Genomic DNA, 24,672 nt, shown 5'->3' on the forward strand with positions numbered 1-24,672 from the left:
AAGCAACTCAGTAACTAAGACCCTAAGCAACTATGCCCTTCTTCGATCTCTCCCAAAAAGTAAACTATAAAAACGAACTGCTTGCAGGGCTTACTGTAGCAATGACAATGATACCAGAGTCGCTTTCGTTTGCAATATTGGCAGGTTTTCCGCCATTGGTAGGATTGTACGCCGCTTTTATTATGGGATTGGTCACTGCCATTTTCGGCGGACGCCCCGGCATGGTTTCAGGCGGTGCGGGGGCAACTGTAATTACGCTTATCGCCCTGATGAAATCGCACGGTATCGACTATGTTTTTGCTGCCGTTGCACTTGGCGGGGTGATACAAATTATGGTAGGCCTGTTTAAATGGGGTAAATTCATCCGTCTTGTACCACAGCCTGTAATGTATGGTTTTGTAAACGGACTCGCAGTTGTAATTTTTATTTCGCAGGTAGAACAGCTTAAAACAGGTGACGGTTGGCTTTCGGGCTCTCCTTTATATATAATGCTGGGACTAATAGGGCTAACTGTAGCTGTCGTACTGCTTTTCCCGAAGCTTACAAAAGCTGTTCCGGCATCGTTGGTAGCGATTATTGTGGTGTTTTTAGTGGTACTTGGCTTTGGTATCGAAACCAAAACGGTATCCGACATTGCATCCGTGCAGGGTGGCTTCCCTCCTTTTCACATCCCAAATATTCCTTTCGATTTAAATACGCTACAGATCATCTTCCCGTATGCCCTTATCATGTCGGCTGTAGGCTTAACGGAAGGCTTGCTGACACTGAATTTAGTTGATGAAATTACCGGAACTAAAGGCAACAGCAACCGCGAATGTATTGCCCAGGGAGCTGCAAACATTACCAACGGATTCTTTTACGGTATGGGTGGCTGCCCAATGATAGCGCAAACAATGGTTAACCTTTCGGCGGGATCTCGAGCAAGGCTATCGGGTATTATTGCTGCGATAACCATACTTATTATTATACTGTTTGGTGCGCCGTTAATCGGTATGGTACCAATCGCGGCATTGGTTGGGGTAATGGCTATGGTTGCCATTGGTACGTTTGAATGGGCAAGCTTCAGGATTATTAACAAAATGCCAAGGCAGGATATTATTACCGGAATTATAGTTGCCATTATAACCATCGTGCTTCATAATCTGGCACTTGCCGTACTTATAGGCGTGATAATCTCGGCATTGGTTTTTGCCTGGGAAAGCGCCAAACGCATCCGCATAACAAGCAATGTTGACGATAATAACATAAAACATTATGAAGTATCGGGCCCGTTATTCTTTGGGTCCATCGCTAATTTTAATGAGCAATTTAGTATTGATAATGACCCGGATGAAATTGTAATCGACTTTAAAGAAAGTCGTATTTCAGACATGTCGGCCATTGAAGCTTTAAACGTACTTAGCGGAAAATATCACAAGGCCGGTAAGACTGTGCGACTAAAACATTTAAGTCCCGATTCGAGGGCGTTGCTAAAAAATGCCGAAGCAGTAATTGACATAAATATTATTGAAGATCCCGACTATAAAGTAGCTACAGAGAGAACTTAAAACCCCAATTTCAGTAGGGAAAATCGTCCGTTTTCACTAAATTTGTAACTATGGCAAAACTCATCAATCTTAAAGTTTTTAAAGCTTTTTCGGACTCTTCATCAGCTGGCGGAATGCTGCTTATATTTTGCGTAATTATCTCACTTATAATTGCAAACACAGGCATTGCTACAGGATTTGAAGATTTTCTAAACTCAAAGATAGGTTTCACCTCTAAAAGCCTTAATCTGGACTATCCAGTACTTATTTGGATTAATGACGGACTAATGGCTATTTTCTTTTTACTGGTAGGACTTGAGATAAAAAGGGAAATTGTGGAAGGGGAACTCTCATCATTAAAGCAGGCATCGTTGCCGGTACTGGCAGCCATTGGTGGGGTACTAGTTCCTGCCGTTATCTTTAGCCTTTTTAATAACGGAACACCTACTGCCAACGGCTGGGGTATTCCTATGGCTACAGATATCGCTTTTGCTTTAGGTATATTATCTTTGTTAGGTAATAACATTCCATCGGGATTAAAAATATTCCTGGCAGCCCTTGCCATTGTAGATGACCTTATGGCAATACTGGTTATCGCGATATTCTATTCATCCGAACTACACCTGAATTACCTAGCATACGCCGGAGGTTTGTTTGCCCTTCAAATAATCTTTAACCGTGCGGGCATAAAAAACATCTTTTTCTATATCATTCCCGGTATTGTAATGTGGTATTTTATTCACCATTCGGGAATACACGCTACTATAGCGGGAGTGTTAACAGCCCTCACACTGCCTACCACAGAAGATGATACAGAATCATCCCTTGAAAAACTGGAACATGCGCTACATAAACCGGTCAACTTTTTGATCATGCCTATTTTTGCTATTGCCAATACCAATATTACTTTTGAAGCCGGAATGACCGAAGGCCTAATTAGTAATCTGGGCTTAGGAATTGTACTGGGACTGTTTCTAGGAAAACCAATCGGCATCTTTGCAATGTCATGGCTATCAGTAAAACTAAAGATAGCACAACTTCCGGAAGAAACCACGTGGACTCATGTACTTGGACTCGGTATATTGGGAGGAATAGGTTTTACAATGTCAATATTTATTGCCCTACTGTCGTTTAACGACCCGGCTCTACAGGCTGAAGCCAAATTCGCCATACTTATTGCTTCTATAATGGCAGGAATTACAGGATTTACGCTTTTAAAAACATATAATAAAAGATCTTGAACCTAAAATTCAAACGGTTTAGTACTGTTAAAATTTATTTTAAGACAGGCTTAACAACGAATTAACAGTCAGCACTATACCATTGCCTTACCACATCCGTTAGTAATTATAACCCCTGCTACAGTAAATTAAATTTGCTGGCTACCCAACAAAGCAACCCCCTTGCTACCCATTTATAAATTTAACAGAACTATTACTAATATGATAGTGGAGAAATATGCATATACGTGAAAAAAAAATTAAAATATAGATAAAACAGGTATTTTTACCTGCTTAAACGGGAATTAGACCCTGTATATTTGTGTCCCCTACATTTACTTTCTTGTTTGGAATAAAATGAGTTAAGTATCAGTAAAAATCCCCCCACCATAATTTTATCGGTTAATATTCGTACAAAAACTATAAATAGTTAGTAATTAATTATTTATAAATTGAATATTATTTATTATTTGACATTTTTAACTAATTTAGCAAGATCAATCTTTAATTTATGCCTTACGAAACAGAGATTACAATCGCAGCTATTGCTGCAGTAGGTACGTTAGTGTACGCGGTGAGACCACGATATACACAACGCAAAACCGCCCTGTTAGCGAAATACAGGCGGATTAGAACCAAATCGCTGAAAATTCAGGATGTTTTGAGTAAACACGTCATGGAGAATGACACCATTAATGACAACATTACCCCCGAAATGACTTATGGACAGTTTATTAAGATTATCAAGAAACAGCATCAACAGTATCTGTCCGAGAAAACGTATGTGAAGCTTAAGAACAGCACGAACATATTTTTCCTTAACCGGACAAAACGATTACTGGAGGAACAGGAACAACGATTAATTAAGTTTGAAAGACAATTACCAGCACCAAAAGACAAGATTGCCATATAACAGAAAACCGCCTTTAAGGGCGGTTTTCTTTTTGTATTCAGTTTGTTTTGTATTATAATCTTACCTTAGGCTGTGGATGCGCTACAATACCCGAAGTATCATAACCGCCAAACCTTTTGATATAGCTTTTTAACGAAGTACCAAAACCATCTCTAAAAGCTCTTTTTCCATTACTGTTTAAAAAGTTCTTTACAGAGTTAGCACCGGCAAGGTGAGCAGCCGCAAGTAATCCCGATTCGGTAATTTTAATGCCTTTTATAACCTTTCCGTCAAAACGGTGGATCTCTTTACGAAGTTCCCATTTATTTTTAGATAACAGCGCTTTAAAAGCACGCTCCTGAAGTCTTGGGTTGTTAAGGAACTCTTTTGAATCTTTAATGCCTAACGATCGTAATGCGCTTTTACCAAACTGGTATTTGCCCATGTATCCAAATCGGTTAACCAATTTGTAAAGTCCCTGCGATTCTTTAATGGCTACTGCCTGTTTAAAGCCTACGTAAGATTTTCCGGTGAAAGGGAAGGTATAATTGACTTTTGCGGTTTCGTCAATTGTTGGTACTGTGTAGTTGGTGATTTCGTCTTCTGCTAAGTGAAATCCTTCAATTTTTCCAAATTGTTTCGCTTCATTGGCCTTAAAGCCCGAGCTGATTGTTGCGATGAATAGGGTTAACCCTAAAAAGTATATCCATTTTTTTATCATGTATGTTTATTTCTCATAAGCTGTCACCTTGATGAAATTAGCGAGGCAAATATACGAAAAAATATAGACCTGATTTACAATCAGTTACAAACACACCTTACTTTAACATAACCTTAAGGACACATTTTTAGGGAGGAAAATTCCCTAACGCCTGCAAAACGTGGTGGTTACAAAGATTATTCTGTAAGACATTTTAACGGGAAAAAATTGCGTTTTGTCGACTTAAAAAATGCCAAAACCAATGGTTACAGATGATAAAAAAGAAAGAATAAGATTACATTTACGTGTTTTGAAAGTCGAATTTTGTATAGATTTATATGCCTGCAGAATATTTTAGAAAATTGGAACACGGATTTCGCAGATTGAGCAGATAATAACTGGTAAGAATAAATTGAGATTTCCCATCGCTAGTGCGAGCGTCACGTACCCAATTGATAACTATCCTTTTTTTCTTATTACATACTTAAAAAAGCTGTATAGAATTCAATTAATTAAGACTAAAAATATCACTTTTCATTTACTTCTACAAAAAAAGGTAGCCAATTGACTACCTTTTTTCTATATATTGTAAAAGCTTATCGCTTGATACCCATCTTGTTTACCCAAGCCACATATTTCTGGCGGTTTACTTCGTGCTGTGCAGGGGTTACTGCAAACTCATGGTAGCCGAAATTGGTTACGCTAGCGCAGAAGTAAATGTAATTGTGTTTCTCTGGGTTTAAAACCGCATCTATAGCCGTGATGTCTGGCATTGCGATAGGTCCCGGAGGTAATCCTTCATATTTATACATATTATAAGGAGAGTCGATTACAAGGTCTTTAAACAATACACGCTTGATAACCTGGTCGAAATCGCCCGACTGTTTTTTCATCGCGTAGATAACTGTTGGGTCGGCTTCCAGCTTCATGCCTTTCTGAAGACGGTTTAGGTATACACCTGCAACACGTGGCCTTTCGTCTGTTTTTACGGTCTCTTTATGCACTATAGATGCGAGTGCCGATACCTGAAGCGGCGTAAGATTTAATGCTTTGGCTTTTGCCAGTCTTTCTTCATTCCAGAATTTCCTGTACTCTTTCGCCATTTTATCCCTCACCTTGGTAGCCGAAGTATTCCAGAAAAACTCATACGTATTAGGTATGATCATACTTAGCACGTTATCTTCTGTGAATCCGTTTTCGTCAAGGAACGTTTTATCGGTAAACGCCTGAAGCAGCGTAAGGCTGTCCGGTTCTATCTGGTGCGATATACGCCCCACTGCCCTTTCCAGTGTTTCCTGGTTGTTGAATGATATGTTTACCGGTAACGGCTGACGAAGCGCGTTAACAATGTCGTTGCTGTTTGCTCCGTTTTTAATAACAAATTTACCTGCCTTTACATTGGTTGGGTATTCTTTCTTTTCGGCAACAGAATTAAATTTGTCCATATCTTCAACGTACGGACTAATAAGTTTCTGTACTTCTTCATAGGTAGATCCTGTTGGTACATAAACAGCCACCTGTCTGTCGCTGAATTTTGTATTAGGAGAAAATATCTGCTTATACATCATATAGCCGAAAATGGTACCTGCCGTTACCACCACAAGGGAAAATATCCCTACAATTTTTCTTAGATTCAAAGTATTAAAGTTTTTATTGCTGACGGATTAGCTGGTATAAGCCCTCGTCGTGATAGTTATTGTATTTTTTTATCCAGTCTTTTTTGATGCCTATCAAACCGAAGCCAAAATTAGTAAAAAGGCGCACACTTGCAACATTGGCACTATCTATATTAGCATACAGCTGATGCAGTTGTAATTTATTGAATGCGTAGCGTATAAGCAGCTCTAAAGCTTCGCCGCCCAGCCCTTGGTTCCTGTGTTCGGTATCCTGAATTATAATGCCTACCCCTGCCCTTTGGTTTACAGGGTCGAAGTCGAAAAGGTCTATGAGTCCGATAGCATCAAAACTGCCGTTTTTGCAAATGGCAAGCCGCAGCTGTTTGGCTTCATAAATATCCTGATGCGAATTCTCAAGGTACTGGCGTACAAGAAAACGGCTGTACGGAGTTTGCGTATTGCTAACCTCCCAAATGTCTTCGTTGTTTTCCAGCTTGTAGATAAACTCAAGATCGTCGGGTTCAAGCGCCCTTAGGTAAATAGTATTTCCGGTTAGGGTTACCATTCTATCTCGCCGCTAAATACAAATTTTGCAGGCCCGGTAAGGTATATGTTATTGAACTGCCTCCCCTCCTGGGTAAAAGAAACCTTTAAATTGCCACCCGGAGTAATAAGCTGAACATGGTCGGCATCGGTATTGCCTAATACTTTCATAGCAATGGCAACAGCGGTAACACCGGTACCGCAAGACAAAGTTTCATCTTCAACACCGCGCTCGTAGGTACGAACTGCAAATTTGTCATCTCCCGCAGGAGCAACAAAATTTACGTTGCTTCCTTTATCGCCATACAATCCGCTGTAGCGAATGCTGGCACCCACCTTAGCCACGTCAAAAGTGTCAAGCTCTTCCACCACTTCTACATGGTGTGGCGATCCTGTATCTAAAAACACGTAGTTTTCGTATATCGAAACCGTGTTTACATCTTTCATATGCAGCGAAACTGTACCATCTTCGGCTACGGTTGCATGGTGCCTGCCGTCTACCGCTTCAAATTCGGTTTCGTCTTCGATAACGCCCAGCTGTTTGGCAAAAGCGACGATGCATCTGCCTCCGTTTCCGCACATTGTACTCTCATTTCCATCAGAATTATAATATACCATACGAAAATCGGTACTTCCGTCGTTCTCTAATAATATAAGCCCATCAGCACCAACCCCAAATTTACGGTCGCACAAATGCGCGATGAGTTTGGTATCATTTTTGGGAAATATATTATCGCGGTTGTCTACCATCACAAAGTCGTTTCCTGTGCCCTGGTATTTGTAAAAAGTGTGTTTCATCATTACTATATTACCACAAAAGTACAAATATAAATGACATGTAAAATAGTAGGCACTGCCTAAAAAAGAAGCAAAAAAACTATTCATTAACCTTAATTAAATACTGTTTAAATTATGAAAAGAATTTCAGGTTTATTCTTGGTGGCACTTATGAGTGGTGCCACAACTCTGGGAGCTTACAAACTGGTATTTGATAATGACACGCCATCATCTGCCTTATCAATAGCTCCATCATCGCCTAACTATAACAAAACAGTGGCTTACAATGGTGCAGCCGCCGAGGGTACCGATTTTACCGCTGCCGCAGACCTTGCTGTACACACCGTTGTACACGTTAAAAACACTACCTATTCTAACGCTCCGCGAAACATGATGGAATATATGTATGGCTACCGAAGCGGCGAACCAACACCGCAGGTAGGTACAGGGTCGGGCGTAATTATTACCGAAGACGGATACATAGTTACCAATAACCACGTGATAGACAAGGCGTCTGAACTGGAAGTAACACTAAACAACAACAAAACCTATAAAGCGAAACTGGTAGGAACCGATTCTAAAATGGATATCGCCCTGCTTAAAGTAGATACTCCGGACAAACTTCCGTACGCTACTTTTGGCAACAGCGACGATATTAAAGTGGGCGAATGGGTGCTTGCTGTAGGTAACCCCTACAACCTTACCAGCACCGTAACTGCCGGTATTGTTTCGGCGAAAGCCAGAAACCTAAGTAAAGACGGACTACAGTCGTTCATACAAACTGATGCTGCCGTTAACCCGGGTAACAGTGGCGGTGCCCTTGTAAATACAAGAGGCCAGCTTGTAGGTATCAACACCATGATCACGTCGATGACAGGATCATACGTAGGATATTCGTTTGCCGTACCGAGCAACATCACCCGTAAGATTATTGAAGACATCATGGAATACGGTAACGTTCAGCGTGGTGTACTGGGTGTAACAGGCGGCGAACTTAACAGTGCTGCTGCTAAAGAATATGGTGTTACAGATACCCAGGGCTTTTATGTTAACGGTGTAGCTAACAATTCGGGTGCTAAAAAAGCGGGTATAAAAGAGGGCGACATCATTGTGAAAATTGACGATAAAGCCATTAACGGATTCTCTGACATTAACGCTTCTGTGGTAACAAAACGCCCTAACGATTTGGTTAAGGTAACCGTAAAACGTGATGGCGATTTAATTACTATGCCGGTTAGGCTTTCTAAAAACGAAATTAATACGTTTACCTATAGCGGGTTTGAACTGGAAGACCTTTCTGATGCCGAGAAAAAACAATTCAAAATTAACTATGGCGTACGCGTTAAAGAGATTACCGATGAAAGATACATGCGTTACTATGATGAGCTTAAAGGCGGAATCATATTAAGTATAGGCAGCGTAAAAGCGAAAGATATAGAAACGGTATCTAAAATGCTTAACGCAAAAGGCGAAGGCCGAAGCGTTAAAGTACAAATGATTACCCAAAGCGGCGAAATAGTTAGCTTCCTGATATAATTTTCATCCTTACTTTACAACCGAAGATCCCTGCTTTTTAAGCGGGGATTTTTTTTGAATATGTTTGCTGAAAATATACCATTATGCCCACCCACTACAACATTGACTGGCTTATTGACCGATATGAAAATGGCGACAACCTAAAGTACATTTACTTTTGGGGCAATACCAGTACCGGTAATGAGATAACAAAGGCATGTTTTAGCCAATGGTATGAAAGTTCTTTCGTAGTAAAGGATATAACTTACAAGACATCTGAACATTGGATGATGGCACAAAAGGCATTGTTATTTAATGATACCGAATCTTTCAAAAAAATAGTTGAGAGCAACAAGCCTGGCGAAGCAAAAGACCTTGGCAGAGAAGTTAAAGGATTTGAAGCTGAACTCTGGGAGAGCAGGAGGTTTGACATCGTTGTAGCAGGAAATATCCATAAGTTTAATCAAAATCGTGAATTAGGTACATTTTTATTAAATACAAAAGACAGGATATTGGTAGAAACAAGCCCGGTTGATACAATTTGGGGCGTTGGGCTTACGGCTGATAGTGATAGCATACATAATCTGTACTTATGGAGAGGCACTAACTTGTTAGGATTTGCGTTGATGGAAGCTCGTGATTTTTTATCTGAAACAGGCTTCTTTGAACCTCTAAAAAATGCGTACATCCCGCAATGGGAAGCCTTTAAAGAGCATTCGCCTTATTCATTGTTTTGGCGAATGGGCGAAGGTGAGACGTATGTTATGAAGATGGGAGAATACCTTGAAAAACTTTCGGACAGGGAAAAACGCATTTACTGGCTTTATAACCTGCCGCCGGCAGAATGGCCCGTGGAATCTTTCCGTTAAACACAACCTTATCATAACTCTTTGTAAATATTGCCACAGATGGTTTTAGCTATTTTTGTTTGAAACCAACACAACGAAATGAAGAAGAAAACTTTCCGAAAGCTGGAAATACTGCTGCATTTCATTACTGCTTTTATACTTCTTATTAAAGGAGCAGATGAGTTAGGCAGGCGGCTCTATTTTCCGGGATTTATAATCATCGGGCTGGCGTTGCTTATCCTCGCTATTACCATTTTCTGGAAAACATTGTACATAAGGCCCAAGCAGGCACGACAGGTTTGTTATTACCTGGAAGCTCCCGCCCTGCTGGTTACAGCCTACGTACTTCATCTTGAAAACAAACCTTTCTTACCTTCTATATTTTTAATAGCTGCTCTGCTGTATCCCGCAATGGGGTTTATATCATCTAAGAAATTCAGGCGGATAAAAAATATTAGCGATAGTTTTTGAGGATTATTGATTTTCTGATTGTTATATCTTTTGACTGAACAGCATTCCCTTTGCTGGCGCGAGCATCACGCTCGTGCTTTTACAATTAGGTACGAGCGTGACGCTCACAGCAAAAACCACCCATACTTTTTGGGCATAAAAAAACCCCGGAGTAACCAGCTCCGGGGTTGTGTCTTTAAACTAGTTGTGTCTTAAAGACCATTCATGTTCAAAAAATTAATTAACTATCTATTTTTAATTACCTTAACTACTTTTGAAGCATTATCTGTCTGCACTTTTACCATATATGTTCCTGATGCTAACTGACCAAGATCTACCTGCGCAGAAGTATTGTTTACATTTTTAACCAATACAAGCTGACCTACAAGATTGTATACTGAGATCTGGTTGATATTTTGAGAATAACTCACGTTAAGAACATCGGTTACCGGGTTAGGGTAATAGCTGAATGAAGCAGCATCAAACGAATCTGTGCCTAATGTTACCGTAAACGTAACTGTAGAAGGTTCGCTGTAACAGCCATTCTGTAAAACTCTTACATAATAAGTCGTAGTACCCATTGGTATTTCTGTTTCCTCGCTAAGTACAGGTGTCTGGTCAATCGCCGCCTGCTCGTTAGGATAATATACAACATCACCTTCAGCCTCAAGATCGTAATCTGCTAAAGTAGTAACGTCTCCATTTTCAGCTAAGACAACAGTGAAGGTCTTATCTTCTAATGCCTCAACATTTATAATTGTAACTTCAAACGAAGATTCTGCCGAACATACAATAGCACCATTAGTTGCTGTCTGAATGTATACAGTAGTACTTGCGCTGATTGGCTGTCCCGGAGGATATGATTCTCCCTGTCCGTTTGGTCCTGAGAAATAAACAGATCCACTTGGAAGATCAGGTAATATATACTCTTTACATGCTGTAACATCCTCTATCTCCAGTGGAGTAGCATTAAGAATAGTTACCGTAAACGTACTTTCTGCACTACATGCAGTAGTTCCTGTACCTTCTTGAGCAAAAATATGAATAGTACTTGTTTCTGTAATAGCATCACCTGCTTCATACATTGTTCCTAAACCGGAAGCACCGCTATAGTAAGTACCGTTTTCAATTTCAGGAAGTATATATTCGCCACATGCCGTAACATCATCAAGCTCATCTACTTCAACATAATTTACTGTAACAGTAAAGGCATTATCTGCTGTACAAGTTTCTAGACCTGCAGCCTGGGCAAATACATACAATGTAGTTGACTCCTCTACAACGTCACCGGCAGCTAACGTTTCTCCTCCGCCATTAGCGGCAGTATGGTAAGTACCGTTTGTTAAGGCAGGAAGTGTATATTCTCCACAAGAAACAACATCGGCAGGATCATCTGCAACAGCATTAGAAATAGTAACCGTAAAGCTGTTTTCATCTGAACATACAGGAGTTGAAGTTGTAGAAGCATATACATATAATGTAGTAGTTTCTGTAACTTCGGTACCAGCTTCAACAACTGTACCTGCACCGCCAGTAGCAGTACGGTAAACATTGTTAGCACTAAGCTCAGGAAGTGTGTACGATCCACAAGCCGAAACATCGTCAGGGTTGTCTGCAACAACACCATCTGTTATTGTTACTGTAAATGCATTATCTACACTACAAACAGGCGTTGTATCAGTTTCAGCATAAACATAAAGCGTAGTTGTTTCTTGTATCACTGTACCTGAAAGCACTACTGATCCTCCACCATCAACAGCAGTGCGGTAAGTACCATTTGTTAAAGCAGGAAGTGTATAAGGCTCGCACGAAAGCACGTCAGCAGGATCATCTGCAAGAGGTGTATTTATGGTCACAACAACCGGAGTCCTTGGACCTTCGCAACCACCAGATGTTTGTGATGCATAATACGTAGTGGAAACCAGTACCGATGCCGTTGGCAAAGCATTACCGTCTGTAGCTACTGCATACCATTTAACACCCGTACCTGTAACAGCAAGATCAGTTAAAGTTGCACCCTGACAAAACGTTTGTGTAGCAGTAGCAGTCGGTGCTGTTGTAGTACATGGCTGTATGTTGATCAGGTAATCTTCTGCCTGACCGAATCCTGAACTATTACACGCTGATTCCGGGTAAGAGCTAAATTTTTTAATAACCCTCATATTTGTAACACCCGTAAGCGCGCCCGGCGGTATTGTAATAGTGCCAGTTGCAGCTTGTCCATCAGTTCCGGTAGAACCCACGATTGAGCCGATCTCAAAAGACTCGCCGTCCTCATCTAGATTACCATTCTGATTGAAATCGATAAACACTTTGAAATAATTTGTATAATTTCCTGCCGTGTTACCTTGTAATGAGATGGGGTAAGACAATCCTTTTATTACTATAGGCTGCGGAGTAGGAAAAGATTCATTCTGCAAATTTGAGCTAGGTGATGTGGTATTGTTGATTGTACCAAATGTAACATTTGTCATTGCCTCCACACCTGAAGGAAAAGTCACATTACATAGACAGTTGAGTCCCGAGCTAGTAACCTGGACTGCAGCACTGGTAGTCGAAAGCGTACTTGCTGTACAGGTTGTAATTGCCCTGTACCATCTTGTACCCGCCTGTAGTGCCGAATAGGTAGTAGCTGTAGCTCCTGCTATATTAGTATACGTTACATTATCCGTAGAACTTTGCCATTGGTATGTAAGACCCGACGCAGTTGCAAAAGGGGTTAATGATAACGAAACCTGCTCTTGGTTACATACTGTTGCCTTGGCTGCCACAGCAGTATTTGCAGCCGGTTCACCTGTGCAACCAGTCGAAGCTGCCTGAACGGCAGTGATATTATCAATATAAACATAAACATCGGCATCCTCATCCAGCTGCTCCGTATAAAAGGCTAAATATACAGGCTGACCGGCAGCAGGTGTAAAGGTTACTGTTTTAGTGACACATGTTGTGGATGGCGTATGATTAGATGAATCTACCGTTTGAACAAGGGTAAACGGCGGAGTACCTGTGTCTGAAGTACCGTAATAAACCTCTAAAAAACCCCAGTCGGCTGAGGCAGCATCTCCACCATCATAATTAATGACTTTATAACTGTATGTTAAAGTTACCGGCATACCGTTAGAGATGCCTATTGATGGCGAGATAGTTTGCGCATAGTAGTCAAATAACCAAATATTATAGCGTATTGACCCATTTGCGTCACATGCATCCTCATCAGTAAAGTTAAAGCCGTCCCAGTCTGAAGAACCGGCGAAGCTTTGGGTGTAATTAATTTGCGAATACATCCGGTCGGAGCAAACCAGAACGATTAACAGCAGCAAACTGTTAAATAACAATTGTAATTTTGTTTTCATTATAGGAAGATATTTAATTAATAGGACGAAATTTAACCAATTTTTAAGACATACAACCAATACATAGCTAATTTTTTAACTAATATTTCACAACAAAGACACAATATCAGAAATTACCAACAAATAACAATATCACAAACAACAAGTGTTAATGTTATATTTAACACAAAACCATTAAGGATTTCTAATTTTATAATTCAGTTTTATAACAATATATGCAAAGAGACCCGTTTTTTTAACATTATATTGAAAATTCAATAATCAAATTATAGATCTACTATCGTTATAGCTAAATAGTAACGATTAATTAATCCGACGCTATTTCAAGAGCAATTTATCAATATACTTTTAACTGATTTACCTAAATTTTAAAAATACGTGAAAAATCATCTCAAAAACTTTTACGAAAACGTTTGAAATCTATACTTTTGCACCACTAAACAACACACTTAAATTTTTATCTTCATGAATAACAATGTTTTGTACGAAAAAGAGCTGTCTTTTCAGGCTGACAGGCGCAGGGCCGGTGTAGAATTCATTAAAATCGTTAGTGATTTATGGTATGACAAGTCAATTGAGCTTGTACTTTTCAGGAATCAGCTGATTGACAGGAATGTAAGCGACATTATCAACCTGCACGAATATGCAGGCGAATTTGTTCAGAAACCTATCAATGTGTTTGATTCTGTGGAGATTGCACGTGCTATAGAAGCTCTTGACCTACCGCCTTCACGTATCGATATCGGCAAGCTAACGTATGAGTATCACCTTGAAGATGACAAATATAACGATGCTACAGCCTTTGTAGTCGACAAACTTAAAGGTGCTAAAGCAAGCAAGAACATACAGCCAAAAGACGTTGTTTTATATGGTTTCGGACGTATAGGCAGGCTGCTTGCCCGCGAAATGATGTCGAAAATTGGCAAGGGTAACCAGTTAAGGCTTAGGGCGATAGTTGTTCGCGACAAGGCCGACGCTACCCTACTTGAAAAACGTGCATCACTATTGCGCTACGATTCGATACATGGTGATTTTGAAGGTTCTGTAATTGCCGATCCTGAAAATAACGCACTGATTATCAACGGAACTACAGTTCATATTATCACAGCAAACAGCCCTGAGGATGTAGATTATACCTTCTACGGAATCAACAATGCGCTGCTTATAGACAACACCGGTGCTTTCACTACAGAAGAGGCTTTACGTCGTCACCTAACGTCACAAGGCATTGAAAAAGTGCTACTTACAGCTCCGGGGAAAGGCATCCCCAATATCGTTTACGGTGTAAACCACAGCGAGCACAGCCCTGACGAGGTAGATATTTTCTCTGCCGCTTCATGCACAACAAACGCTATTACCCCTATCCTTAAGGCAGTTGAGGACACTTTAGGCGTAGTAAAAGGCCATTTAGAGACAATCCACGCGTATACAAACGACCAGAATCTGGTTGACAACATGCACAAAAAATACCGCCGCGGACGTGCTGCTGCCCTTAATATGGTTATCACCGAAACAGGTGCAGGAAGCGCCGTAGCAAAGGCATTGCCTTCATTATCAGGCAAGTTAACATCGAATGCTATACGTGTTCCGGTGCCAAACGGGTCGCTTGTGGTGCTTAACCTTGAGGTGGAAAGAGCTACCAATGTGAACGAGATCAACGAGATTATGAAGCATTACGCCCTTGAAGGCGAACTGGTAGAACAGATTAAATATTCTATGAATAACGAACTGGTATCCAGCGATATAGTTGGAACCTCTCAGCCTGCTATTTACGACAGCAATGCTACAATTGTAAGTGCCGACGGTAAAAATATCGTGCTATATGTCTGGTATGACAACGAATACGGCTACAGCCACCAGGTAATCCGACTGGCTAAGTACATTGCTAAAGTTAGAAGGTACACTTACTATTAATAGTTACAAACCAACAACTATATTTCTTCTTAAAATCCGCGTGCTACAACCGCGGATTTTTTCATGTTTTTTCTGTTTGATTTTTCTGTCATTTCGACTGAAGCGCAGCGCAATGGAGAAATCTCTAATCCTGTAAATTTAAACTGACTAAAACGTGTTAATGTTACGCTTTTTGTATCTCAAATGGACATTTCGTGCGTAATATTAGACTACCCTAAACACCTAATAATAAACAAACTAAAAAATAATGTTTCTCTTTTTGGTTTTCAAAAGAAAGTCGGTTTTTGAGTGTTAACGAAATGCGTTTTCATCAATTCCATTAACATTTTGACTTTTAACAATTTCACTGATTTATTTACTGAAAGACCCGCTTCAGTAATTTTTGGTTCAGTGTGGTGTAATTTTGCAAACTCATCATTTCGAATTTCATAGGCGAGACCAAGTAAAAATACCTGATTCAAAAACAGGTGTTTTTACCTACAGGATTAACTAGGTAGCTACATACATTTATGGCTTCTGGATTATAGCAATTATTCTTTATAATCCACAACAAAGAACCATTGAATTCTATACCAGTAAAACCTAAGTCATGATTGCTACTTCCCTAGAGCCTCGCAAAGCACTTAACCAGGCATTCCGTAAAATCAAACCAAATCGCACCGAAATTGAAGTATTTAAATCGAATATGATTTCAATCCTGGATGCCATAAACCCAGCCGAAAGCGAAGAGTTTCACAAGAACTTAGTTATTGACTTTTTAAAGAAGACCTATTACGATCCTAACCATTATATAAACACCAAAGGGCGTAATGATTTAGTAATACACAACGGAAAGGATGCTAAAAGTCATGTAGGTATTATCATTGAAGCCAAAAGCCCAACTAATAGAGCGGAGATGATCACCAAAACTAATGTTAATAACAAAGCATTACACGAGTTGATATTATACTATATGCGCGAGCGTATAACACATAAGAATACAGAACTTAAATATCTGATCGTTACAAATATTCATGAATGGTTCATCTTCGACGCGATTACATTTAATAAGTTATTTGCGGATGACAAAAAATTCCAAAAGCAGTTCATTGACTTTGAACAACAGCGTCTTTCAGGAAAAACTACCGATTATTTTTATAAGGAGATCGTAAAGCCGTTCATTGCCGATCTCGCAGCAACTGTAGAATACACGCATTTTGACATCAGAAGCTATGAAAAGCCGTTACGAAACAGCAGCAAAGCCGACGACAACCAATTGATCGCATTGTTCAAATTATTATCACCGCAACACCTTTTAAAGCTATCATACGCAAATGACAGTAATAGCCTTGACAAAAACTTTTATACCGAATTACTACACATCTTAGGCCTAAGCGAAACTAAAGAAGCCGGTAAAAAAATAATTCAGCGGAATAAGGAAGGGCTAAGATATTCAGGTTCATTACTCGAAAACACTATAAACCAGCTTGACAGTTTAGATAAATTATCAAGGGTTTCTAACCTTGCGAGCTATGGTACGAATACTCAGGAACGCTTGTTCACAATAGCTTTAGAACTGACCATTACATGGGTAAACCGGATATTATTTCTGAAACTACTCGAAGCACAACTAATATCCTATCAAAAAGGAAATAAAGCATTTTCATTCTTAAACAGCGATAAGATAAAAGACTATGACGATTTAAATACTTTATTCTTTAAAGTGCTTGCAAAAAAGCACGGAGAACGTGCGCCGGAAGCCGACTTACTATTTCCGAATGTACCTTATCTAAACAGCTCATTATTTGAAATGACTGAGCTGGAACATGCAATGTTTCCTATCTCACTTTTAGAAAATAATAAAACACTGCCGCTTCTTAAAACAACCGTTATAAAAGACACCAATGGAAGAAAAGCGGCCGGAGACCTTAACGCTTTGCAATATTTTTTCTCTTTCTTAGACGCTTATGATTTTGCAAGCGAAGGTTCCGAAGAGATACAGGAAGATGACAAATCATTAATCAATGCATCTGTATTAGGCCTTATTTTCGAAAAGATAAACGGTTACAAAGACGGATCATTCTTTACACCCGGCTTTATCACTATGTATATGTGCCGTGAATCCATTCGCCGTTCTGTTATACAAAAATTTAATGAAGTGAAAGGTTGGGACTGTAAAGACTTTATCGACCTGCAAAACCAGAAATATACTATTAAAGAAGCTAATGATATAATCAATAGCCTTAAGATTTGCGACCCAGCCGTAGGCTCTGGGCACTTCCTTGTTTCTGCGCTCAACGAAATAATCAGTATTAAGAGTAAGCTTGAAGTCCTGGCCGATAAAAATGGAAGACTTTTAAAACACTCAAAAGTCATTATTGAGAATGATGAGTTGATGATCTATGATGACCGCGACGGTGCATTCTTTAAGTATAATCCGTTGAACGATGAAAGCCAGAGGATACAGGAAACACTTTTCAACGAAAAGCAGACCATCATAGAAAACTGTCTTTTTGGTGTTGATATCAATCCGAACTCTGTAAAAATATGCCGACTACGCTTGTGGATTGAACTTCTCAAGAACGCTTACTACAAAGCACCAGATTACAAAGAACTGGAAACGTTACCTAATATCGATATCAATATTAAAAATGGTAACTCGCTTATTAGTCGCTTCCCTCTTGATGCCGATTTAAAAAAGGCATTAAAGGATAGTAAACTAAATATCCAAACGTATAAAAGTGCAGTCTCGGTTTACCATAATGCAGAAAATAAAGAGCAAAAATGGGAAATGGAACGGTTAATCGAATCCATAAAAGGAAATTTTAGAAGCGAAATATCAATTAAAGACCCAAAAAAGCTCAGACTCGAGAAACTAAATGGCGAATTAATAATACACACATCACAAACAGGTCTGTTTGAACGCAGCAAAAAAGAACAAACAGAATGGAATAAAAAAGTAAAATCACTAACGGAAGAAGTAAAAAAACTGAATTCAGAGATTGAAGAAATAAAAAGTAACAAAATGTATGAAAATGCATTTGAATGGCGCTTCGAGTTTCCTGAAGTATTGGATAGTACTACTGGTGATTTTATAGGTTTTGATACTATCATTGGCAACCCGCCCTATATTCAATTGCAAAAAATGGGACAGTCAGGTATCGACCTTCAAAAGATGAATTATGAAACCTATATAAAAACAGGTGACATTTACAGCCTGTTTTACGAGCTCGGGTGTAACGTGCTAAAACCTAAAGGAATTTTAAGTTTTATCACTTCTAATAAATGGATGCGCGCCGCATATGGCGAAAGCCTTAGAAAGCATTTTGTAGAAAGATCTAATCCTCTGATACTAGTTGACTTTGGTGGCGTACAAGTGTTTGATACTGCAACTGTTGACACCAACATTTTAATAAGTGAAAAAGCACCTTACGAAAATGCTACAAATGCGTGTATTTTAGGCAAAGATTTTAGCATAAATAATATCAGCGATTATTTTATACAGAACAGCACACTTACAGCTTTTACAACAGCTAGTTGGGTAGTGTTATCTTCCATTGAGCAAAATATAAAGGAAAAAATTGAAAAATTAGGGAAACCTTTAAAAGAATGGGACATAAATATATATCGCGGAATTCTTACAGGGTATAATGAAGCCTTTATTATAGACGCAGTAACTAGAGATAAACTGGTAGCAGCTTCGCCTAAAAATGCTGAAATTATACGACCAATTTTACGTGGCAGAGATATAAAGAGATATTCTTTAGGTGGCTCAACTCAATATATTATATATCTCCCCTGGCATTTTCCTTTACATGAAGATCCTAGCATTGTTGGTGCATCAGCTGAAGCTGAGAAGCAATTTCAATTACAGTTTCCAATTCTTTATGAGTATTTATTAGATTTCAAAATTCCTTTAGAGCAACGCAATCAGGCTGAAACTGGAATTAGGTACGAATGGTATGCATTACAGAGATATGGTTCAAATTATTGGCGAGAATTTGAGAAGAGAAAAATTGTTTGGGGAAATTTAAGTTTAGGAGGTGCTTATACAATAGCTGAAAAGAATGTATTTATAAATGCTCCATCAGTTTTTATTCCTACAGATAATCTATATTTATTAGCTGTGCTAAATTCTAAAGTTGCAAATTACTATATAAAGCAACTGGGAGTTACGCGCAATGGAGGCTATTTTGAGTATAAACCGATGTTTGTCGAACGGCTTCCAATACCTATTTTAAAAGAAAGTAAACAAATTGAATTTTATCCAATTGTTCAAAGAATATTAAATGAAAAGGCAGAAAATCTTTCTACAGCAGAATTAGAAATCATTGTAGATGATATGATTTATGATCTATATGATCTTTCAAATGATGAGATTGCTTTTATTGAAAGCAGCGTTTAACAGTCTTTTCTTGTACGAACTAACAAGTTCCAGTTCTATCTCATCTAAGCCAACAATATTAGCCCAAATATTATTAATTTCGTTATGAATGTCTTCACCGTTTAGTTGCTTTTTATGTATGTTACGGAGTTCTATTATTTGTTGATGATTTGGATTAGGAATAAATGTTTCTTCTAAATATGCTTTTTTGTAGCGAAAACCAGTACTATCAAATTGTGGTCCACTATAAAATTTAGAAAAAGCATAGAAGCCTAAATCAGATATGAGAAATAAATATATTATGTCAATATTTTCACCTGTCATCACAAAATTTGTTGCTTCTGCAAAAAAATCTTTTTCATCGAAATAAAAATATGGATAACCTTTAAGCAAGTTTTCTTGTCCTGGCATCCTCATAATATCCGGATATATTAATTTTTTTTTATAAAAATCCTCTAAATAAATACAACTTCGTAAATGGTATGGAGTAATTCCTTTATCTTGTCGCTTGGATAATTGTGGATAAAAATGATTCAAATATTCTTTTATAGCAGGATAATTATCGATTTCAATTGGAGCAATTATATTTCCATGCTGACTTTTATATCCAGTATGTGTATTGATGATGTATAAACCTGCCCAATCCGCTCTATATTTTTTTATATCTCTGCCACGTAAAATTGGTCGAATAATACTATCAGCTTCTGGACATTTTTCTACTAATTCGTCTCGTTTTAACTGATCAATGATAAATGCTTCATTAAGGCCTGTTTTTATGCCATAATTCAACTGAATATCCCAATCCTTCAAAGGTGTTCCAAGTTTTTCAATCTTTGCTTTTATATCTTGTTCTATAGACGAAAGCACTACCCAGCTATCAGATTTGAAAACAAGCTTTGTAAACTGTTGATTAAAATAATCGCTGATTTGGCATATTGAAATTATGTTTACTAAAATCATATTCTTTTTCTTACCAATAATTGTACATTTAATTCATATAATAAATTTAGACATATGAATTACGGTTACATTCGAGTAAGTACTGACAAACAAACCACCCAAAACCAAAAATTTGAAATTAAGAATTTCTGTAAAGAGCGGAATATTGTAATTGATGAATGGATTGACGAAAAGATAAGTGCTACTAAAAAGCTGGATCAACGAAAATTTGGTGCCCTGCTTACTAAAATGAAAAAAGGAGATGTGCTAATTGTTTCAGAACTTTCACGGATGGGACGTAACCTCATGCAGATAATGAAGATACTACATGACTGCATGGAAAAGGATATACAAGTATTTACTATTAAAGAAAGATACGAACTAGGAAACAATATAAATTCTAAAGTGCTTGCCTTTGCTTTTGGGTTGTCGGCAGAGATTGAACGTAACCTTATTTCACAACGTACTAAAGAAGCCTTAGCAAGAAAGAAAGCAGAGGGCGTTATACTTGGCAGGCCTAAAGGGAGTAAATCATCCTCATTAAAGCTTACAGGCAAAGAGGAAGAGATCAGGAAGCTTCTTAAACGTAAAATTTCATATAGTGCAATTGGCAGGATTTTAGGCGCGCACCGTTTAACGGTTTCAACTTTTGTAGAGGCTAACGGACTAAAAAATAAAGTCGCAAAAGTTTAGCGAAACTTACATCACCCCAAGCCCCGATAGAGCCGGTATCCTCGTAACGAAGAGAAGAGATAAAGGTGAAAGCGGGTGCGATGTTTAGCAATAAGCGCTTAAACAGCTGCTCCTTGAAAAAAATTGCCGCGTCGTTCCTCCTCGCAATGACAGGACGGTTACTTAGAACATAAAAAAAACTCCCGACTTGCATCGGGAGTTCTTTATTATATAACTAAAAACGTGTATTAAGCTTGTACTTCGTTGCTTGCTGCTGCAATAAGGTTTAGTGCAGATCCTGCTACGAACCAGCCTATCTGGCCTTCGTTGTATGAATGGTTAACAAGGATTACATCTCTTGTACCATCATCGTGGATAAACTCTAAAGTCAGTTGCTTGTTAGGCGCAAACTCTTTAAGGTCAACAAAGTTAATAGTGTCGTTTTCCTGGATTTTGTCGTAATCAGCCTCGTTAGAGAACGTAAGCGCTAGCATACCTTGTTTCTTAAGGTTGGTTTCGTGGATACGGGCAAACGATTTTACCAATACAGCCTTAACACCAAGGTGGCGCGGCTCCATTGCTGCATGCTCACGAGAAGATCCTTCTCCATAGTTATGGTCACCCACAACGATAGACGGGATACCTGCTGCTTTGTAAGTACGGGCTACTGCAGGTACTGCATCGTACTCACCTGTTAGCTGGCTCTTAACCGAGTTTGTTTTCTGGTTAAATGCATTTACTGCACCGATAAGCATGTTGTTTGAAATATTGTCAAGGTGGCCACGGAAACGTAACCAAGGTCCTGCCATTGAAATGTGGTCGGTCGTACATTTACCAAACGCTTTGATAAGCAGTTTAGCGCCTACGATGTTCTCACCATCCCAAGGGGTAAACGGAGCTAATAATTGCAGACGCTCCGATTCCGGGCTAACTGCAATTTTAACACCAGAACCATCGGCAGCCGGAGCTTGGTAACCAGGATCTTCAGCATCGAATCCTTTTGGAGGAAGTTCGTTACCAGTTGGTTCGTCAAGCATTACCTCTTCACCGTTCTCATTGATAAGCTTATCAGTGATAGGGTTAAAACCAAGGTCGCCCGCAATAGCAAGAGCAGTTACAAGTTCGGGAGAACCTACAAATGCCAGTGTGTTAGGGTTACCATCGGCACGTTTAGAGAAGTTTCTGTTAAATGAGTGAACGATAGTGTTACGCTCTTCTTTTTCAGCACCTTCACGATCCCACATACCAATACATGGTCCGCAGGCATTTGCAAATACTGTAGCGCCAATTTTATCGAAAGTATCGATGAAACCGTCACGCTCTATAGTGTAACGCACTACTTCAGATCCCGGAGTGATCGTAAATTGTGCTTTAGTTTTAAGGTTTTTCTCAGCTACCTGCTTAGCAAGTGAAGCCGAACGTGAAATATCTTCGTACGAAGAGTTTGTACACGATCCGATAAGACCTACCTGAATTTGTAGAGGCCAGTCATTTTTAATAGCCTCTTCTCTCATTTTAGATATAGGCGTAGCTAAATCCGGAGTGAAAGGACCGTTTAAGTGTGGCTCAAGTTCAGAAAGGTTGATTTCGATAACCTGGTCAAAATACTGCTCAGGGTTAGCGTAAACCTCGTCATCACCTGTAAGGTAAGAAGCTACTGCGTTTGCAGCATCAGCTACATCAGCACGGTTTGTAGCGCGCAGGTAACGGTCCATAGACTCATCGTAACCAAATGTAGAAGTGGTAGCACCAATTTCTGCACCCATGTTACAAATAGTACCTTTACCTGTACAAGACATTGCTTTAGCACCTTCGCCGAAATATTCAACTACAGCACCGGTACCACCTTTTACAGTAAGGATACCCGCAACTTTAAGGATAACGTCTTTAGGAGCTGTCCAGCCTGATAGTTTACCTGTAAGTTTTACACCTATCAGTTTAGGGAATTTAAGTTCCCAGGCCATACCGCTCATTACGTCAACCGCGTCAGCACCACCAACACCAATAGCAAGCATACCAAGTCCGCCTGCATTTACTGTGTGAGAGTCGGTACCAATCATCATACCACCCGGAAATGCATAGTTTTCAAGTACTACCTGGTGGATAATACCAGCTCCTGGTTTCCAGAAACCGATACCGTATTTATTAGATATAGAAGAAAGGAAGTCAAAAACCTCGTTACTTTGTTCTTTAGCACGCTTAAGATCAGTCTTAGCGTCTACTTTTGCCTGGATAAGGTGGTCGCAGTGTACAGTTGTAGGTACTGCTACCTTAGGCTTTCCGGCATGCATGAATTGAAGAAGCGCCATCTGTGCCGTAGCATCCTGGCAGGCAACTCTGTCCGGTGCAAAGTCTACATAGTCTTTACCTCTGGTAAATTTCTGTGTAGGAACACCTTCCCATAAGTGTGAATATAAAATCTTTTCAGAAAGTGTAAGCGGACGGCCAACAAGCTTACGAGCTTCGTCAACGCGTTCTGCCATGTTCTCATACACCTTTTTGATCATTTCAATATCAAAAGCCATAGTAAGTATATTAATGTTCGTTTGTAAAAAGTCTGTAAATTTACTAATTCTTAAATCAATTAAAAAATTTTTATCGTTTCTTTAGTTTCAAAGAATTATTATTTATAAACATTCTATTTTACTGAAGAAACATCAACAACTTTAGTAATCAGAACTGTTTCTTAAGAAATCGGCAATATTTTAATTCTATATTGTCAAATCGTAAACATTCTACTTAAAAAACAAACAAAGACACACGCAAACATTTTCGTAAACGATTCATTTTCGACAATTTTTAGATTATCAATGCGTCCTATTCAATAAAAAAAGCTGCCCTAAATTAAGGACAGCCGAATGTTTTCTTGTGATTTTAGAATGTTTTTTCTTTAATAAGTTGCTGTTAGCACGCTTTCGTCGTACCTGTTTTTGGCTCTTACATATTTGTAAACCATTGCTGCAGCCATAATAATTGCTACTGAGGAAAGCGCCGCAGATTTTGTTTGTAACTCCTGAACTCCGGAAAGCATCTCTACCAGATTAAACACAGAGAAAGTACCTAAAGCAATACCGTAAACCAGACCTGCAATCCTGTTTTTGTAAAAAAACTGTAAAAACAGCAGCCAGGTAACCAGTAAAGCAAAATAGTTTACACTTCCCAATGTAAAATAATTTTCTGCTACAAAGAACAATCCTCCGCCCATGAAAAACAATTCCGGCAAGATAGTAATTGTTTTTTTCATATTTTTTATAGTTGTATTTTAAACATATAACAATAATAATACTGTTCTATTACAAATACAAATTAAATATGTTATTTTTTTTGAAGATTAACAAAAATAA

At 38.9% G+C, this 24,672-nt stretch carries 16 protein-coding genes and 1 pseudogene; 9 read left to right on the top strand and 8 right to left on the bottom strand.

Translation table 11 applies throughout. The annotated features are described in order from the left end of the window. The first annotated feature begins 32 nt into the window (after nt 1–32). The 3 genes from ALW18_06030 to ALW18_06040 all read left to right on the top strand — a co-directional run bounded on the left by ALW18_06030 (nt 33) and on the right by ALW18_06040 (nt 3,659). Nucleotides 33–1,547 carry a sulfate permease gene (locus tag ALW18_06030; protein AOE52116.1) on the top strand — a complete coding sequence of 505 codons (1,515 nt, stop codon included), beginning with the start codon at nt 33–35 and terminating at the stop codon, nt 1,545–1,547. A gap of 50 nt (nt 1,548–1,597) precedes the next feature. Then, nucleotides 1,598–2,767, top strand: a complete 1,170-nt coding sequence (gene nhaA / locus ALW18_06035; protein ID AOE52117.1) for a sodium:proton antiporter — start codon at nt 1,598–1,600, stop codon at nt 2,765–2,767. A gap of 490 nt (nt 2,768–3,257) precedes the next feature. After that, on the top strand, nt 3,258–3,659 hold the full coding sequence (locus tag ALW18_06040; GenBank protein ID AOE52118.1) for a hypothetical protein: 402 nt from the start codon (nt 3,258–3,260) through the stop codon (nt 3,657–3,659). 52 nt (nt 3,660–3,711) lie between these two features. On the opposite strand, the gene ALW18_06045 is transcribed toward ALW18_06040, so the two are convergent. The 4 genes from ALW18_06045 to ALW18_06060 form a co-directional block, all read right to left on the bottom strand. Continuing rightward, the gene (locus ALW18_06045) at nt 3,712–4,359 is read right to left on the bottom strand and encodes a peptidoglycan-binding protein LysM (GenBank protein ID AOE52119.1); all 648 of its coding nucleotides are present in this window, start codon (nt 4,357–4,359) and stop codon (nt 3,712–3,714) included. 575 nt (nt 4,360–4,934) lie between these two features. Next, nucleotides 4,935–5,975, bottom strand: a complete 1,041-nt coding sequence (locus ALW18_06050; GenBank protein AOE52120.1) for an aminodeoxychorismate lyase — start codon at nt 5,973–5,975, stop codon at nt 4,935–4,937. A 13-nt stretch (nt 5,976–5,988) separates the two neighbouring features. Further along, entirely contained in the window at nt 5,989–6,519 is a 531-nt protein-coding gene (locus ALW18_06055; GenBank protein AOE52121.1) for an acetyltransferase, read from the bottom strand. Next, nucleotides 6,513–7,295: a diaminopimelate epimerase gene (locus tag ALW18_06060; GenBank protein AOE52122.1), complete on the bottom strand. Its 783-nt coding sequence runs from the start codon at nt 7,293–7,295 to the stop codon at nt 6,513–6,515. The genes ALW18_06055 and ALW18_06060 overlap by 7 nt, the downstream gene beginning before the upstream one ends. Nucleotides 7,296–7,409: 114 nt before the next feature. Here ALW18_06060 and ALW18_06065 point away from each other — a divergent pair, with 114 nt between their 5' ends. The 3 genes from ALW18_06065 (at nt 7,410) to ALW18_06075 (ending at nt 10,108) form a co-directional block, all read left to right on the top strand. Continuing rightward, complete coding sequence (locus ALW18_06065) at nt 7,410–8,810, top strand: serine protease (protein AOE52123.1); 1,401 nt, start codon at nt 7,410–7,412, stop codon at nt 8,808–8,810. Between the two features lie 83 nt (nt 8,811–8,893). After that, nucleotides 8,894–9,658 carry a hypothetical protein gene (locus tag ALW18_06070; GenBank protein AOE52124.1) on the top strand — a complete coding sequence of 255 codons (765 nt, stop codon included), beginning with the start codon at nt 8,894–8,896 and terminating at the stop codon, nt 9,656–9,658. Nucleotides 9,659–9,736: 78 nt separating this feature from the next. Continuing rightward, on the top strand, nt 9,737–10,108 hold the full coding sequence (locus tag ALW18_06075; protein ID AOE52125.1) for a hypothetical protein: 372 nt from the start codon (nt 9,737–9,739) through the stop codon (nt 10,106–10,108). A 224-nt stretch (nt 10,109–10,332) separates the two neighbouring features. On the opposite strand, the gene ALW18_06080 is transcribed toward ALW18_06075, so the two are convergent. Beyond that, nucleotides 10,333–13,371 carry a hypothetical protein gene (locus ALW18_06080; GenBank protein ID AOE52126.1) on the bottom strand — a complete coding sequence of 1,013 codons (3,039 nt, stop codon included), beginning with the start codon at nt 13,369–13,371 and terminating at the stop codon, nt 10,333–10,335. 534 nt (nt 13,372–13,905) lie between these two features. Between ALW18_06080 and ALW18_06085 the strand changes: the two genes are divergently transcribed. Continuing rightward, nucleotides 13,906–15,354, top strand: coding sequence for a glyceraldehyde-3-phosphate dehydrogenase (locus ALW18_06085; protein AOE52127.1), 1,449 nt, complete (start codon nt 13,906–13,908; stop codon nt 15,352–15,354). Nucleotides 15,355–15,943: 589 nt separating this feature from the next. Next, a complete protein-coding gene (locus tag ALW18_06090) occupies nt 15,944–19,738 on the top strand; it encodes a hypothetical protein (protein AOE52128.1) in 3,795 nt (1,264 codons plus the stop codon). A 156-nt stretch (nt 19,739–19,894) separates the two neighbouring features. Here ALW18_06090 and ALW18_06095 read toward each other — a convergent pair. After that, nucleotides 19,895–20,644: pseudogene (locus ALW18_06095) on the bottom strand (hypothetical protein). Between the two features lie 87 nt (nt 20,645–20,731). Between ALW18_06095 and ALW18_06100 the strand changes: the two are divergent. Then, nucleotides 20,732–21,349, top strand: a complete 618-nt coding sequence (locus ALW18_06100) for an invertase (GenBank protein AOE52129.1) — start codon at nt 20,732–20,734, stop codon at nt 21,347–21,349. A 227-nt stretch (nt 21,350–21,576) separates the two neighbouring features. Here the strand turns inward: ALW18_06100 and ALW18_06105 are convergent, their stop codons facing one another. After that, nucleotides 21,577–23,853 carry an aconitate hydratase gene (locus ALW18_06105; GenBank protein ID AOE52130.1) on the bottom strand — a complete coding sequence of 759 codons (2,277 nt, stop codon included), beginning with the start codon at nt 23,851–23,853 and terminating at the stop codon, nt 21,577–21,579. A 365-nt stretch (nt 23,854–24,218) separates the two neighbouring features. Next, on the bottom strand, nt 24,219–24,572 hold the full coding sequence (locus tag ALW18_06110) for a hypothetical protein (protein AOE52131.1): 354 nt from the start codon (nt 24,570–24,572) through the stop codon (nt 24,219–24,221). Nucleotides 24,573–24,672: the final 100 nt, after the last annotated feature.

Source organism: Flavobacterium psychrophilum, assembly GCA_001708385.1.
Lineage (GTDB): Bacteria > Bacteroidota > Bacteroidia > Flavobacteriales > Flavobacteriaceae > Flavobacterium > Flavobacterium psychrophilum_A.

Excerpts from the sequence above, each read along its gene's own strand:
- ALW18_06085 (AOE52127.1), top strand. The coding sequence starts at position 13,906 with ATGAATAACAATGTTTTGTACGAAAAAGAGCTGTCTTTTCAGGCTGAC.
- ALW18_06055 (AOE52121.1), bottom strand. The coding sequence starts at position 6,519 with ATGGTAACCCTAACCGGAAATACTATTTACCTAAGGGCGCTTGAACCC.
- ALW18_06030 (AOE52116.1), top strand. The coding sequence starts at position 33 with ATGCCCTTCTTCGATCTCTCCCAAAAAGTAAACTATAAAAACGAACTG.
- ALW18_06080 (AOE52126.1), bottom strand. The coding sequence starts at position 13,371 with ATGTATTCGCAAATTAATTACACCCAAAGCTTCGCCGGTTCTTCAGAC.
- ALW18_06070 (AOE52124.1), top strand. The coding sequence starts at position 8,894 with ATGCCCACCCACTACAACATTGACTGGCTTATTGACCGATATGAAAAT.
- ALW18_06040 (AOE52118.1), top strand. The coding sequence starts at position 3,258 with ATGCCTTACGAAACAGAGATTACAATCGCAGCTATTGCTGCAGTAGGT.
- nhaA (AOE52117.1), top strand. The coding sequence starts at position 1,598 with ATGGCAAAACTCATCAATCTTAAAGTTTTTAAAGCTTTTTCGGACTCT.
- ALW18_06075 (AOE52125.1), top strand. The coding sequence starts at position 9,737 with ATGAAGAAGAAAACTTTCCGAAAGCTGGAAATACTGCTGCATTTCATT.
- ALW18_06100 (AOE52129.1), top strand. The coding sequence starts at position 20,732 with ATGAATTACGGTTACATTCGAGTAAGTACTGACAAACAAACCACCCAA.
- ALW18_06060 (AOE52122.1), bottom strand. The coding sequence starts at position 7,295 with ATGAAACACACTTTTTACAAATACCAGGGCACAGGAAACGACTTTGTG.
- ALW18_06090 (AOE52128.1), top strand. The coding sequence starts at position 15,944 with ATGATTGCTACTTCCCTAGAGCCTCGCAAAGCACTTAACCAGGCATTC.
- ALW18_06110 (AOE52131.1), bottom strand. The coding sequence starts at position 24,572 with ATGAAAAAAACAATTACTATCTTGCCGGAATTGTTTTTCATGGGCGGA.
- ALW18_06045 (AOE52119.1), bottom strand. The coding sequence starts at position 4,359 with ATGATAAAAAAATGGATATACTTTTTAGGGTTAACCCTATTCATCGCA.
- ALW18_06065 (AOE52123.1), top strand. The coding sequence starts at position 7,410 with ATGAAAAGAATTTCAGGTTTATTCTTGGTGGCACTTATGAGTGGTGCC.
- ALW18_06105 (AOE52130.1), bottom strand. The coding sequence starts at position 23,853 with ATGGCTTTTGATATTGAAATGATCAAAAAGGTGTATGAGAACATGGCA.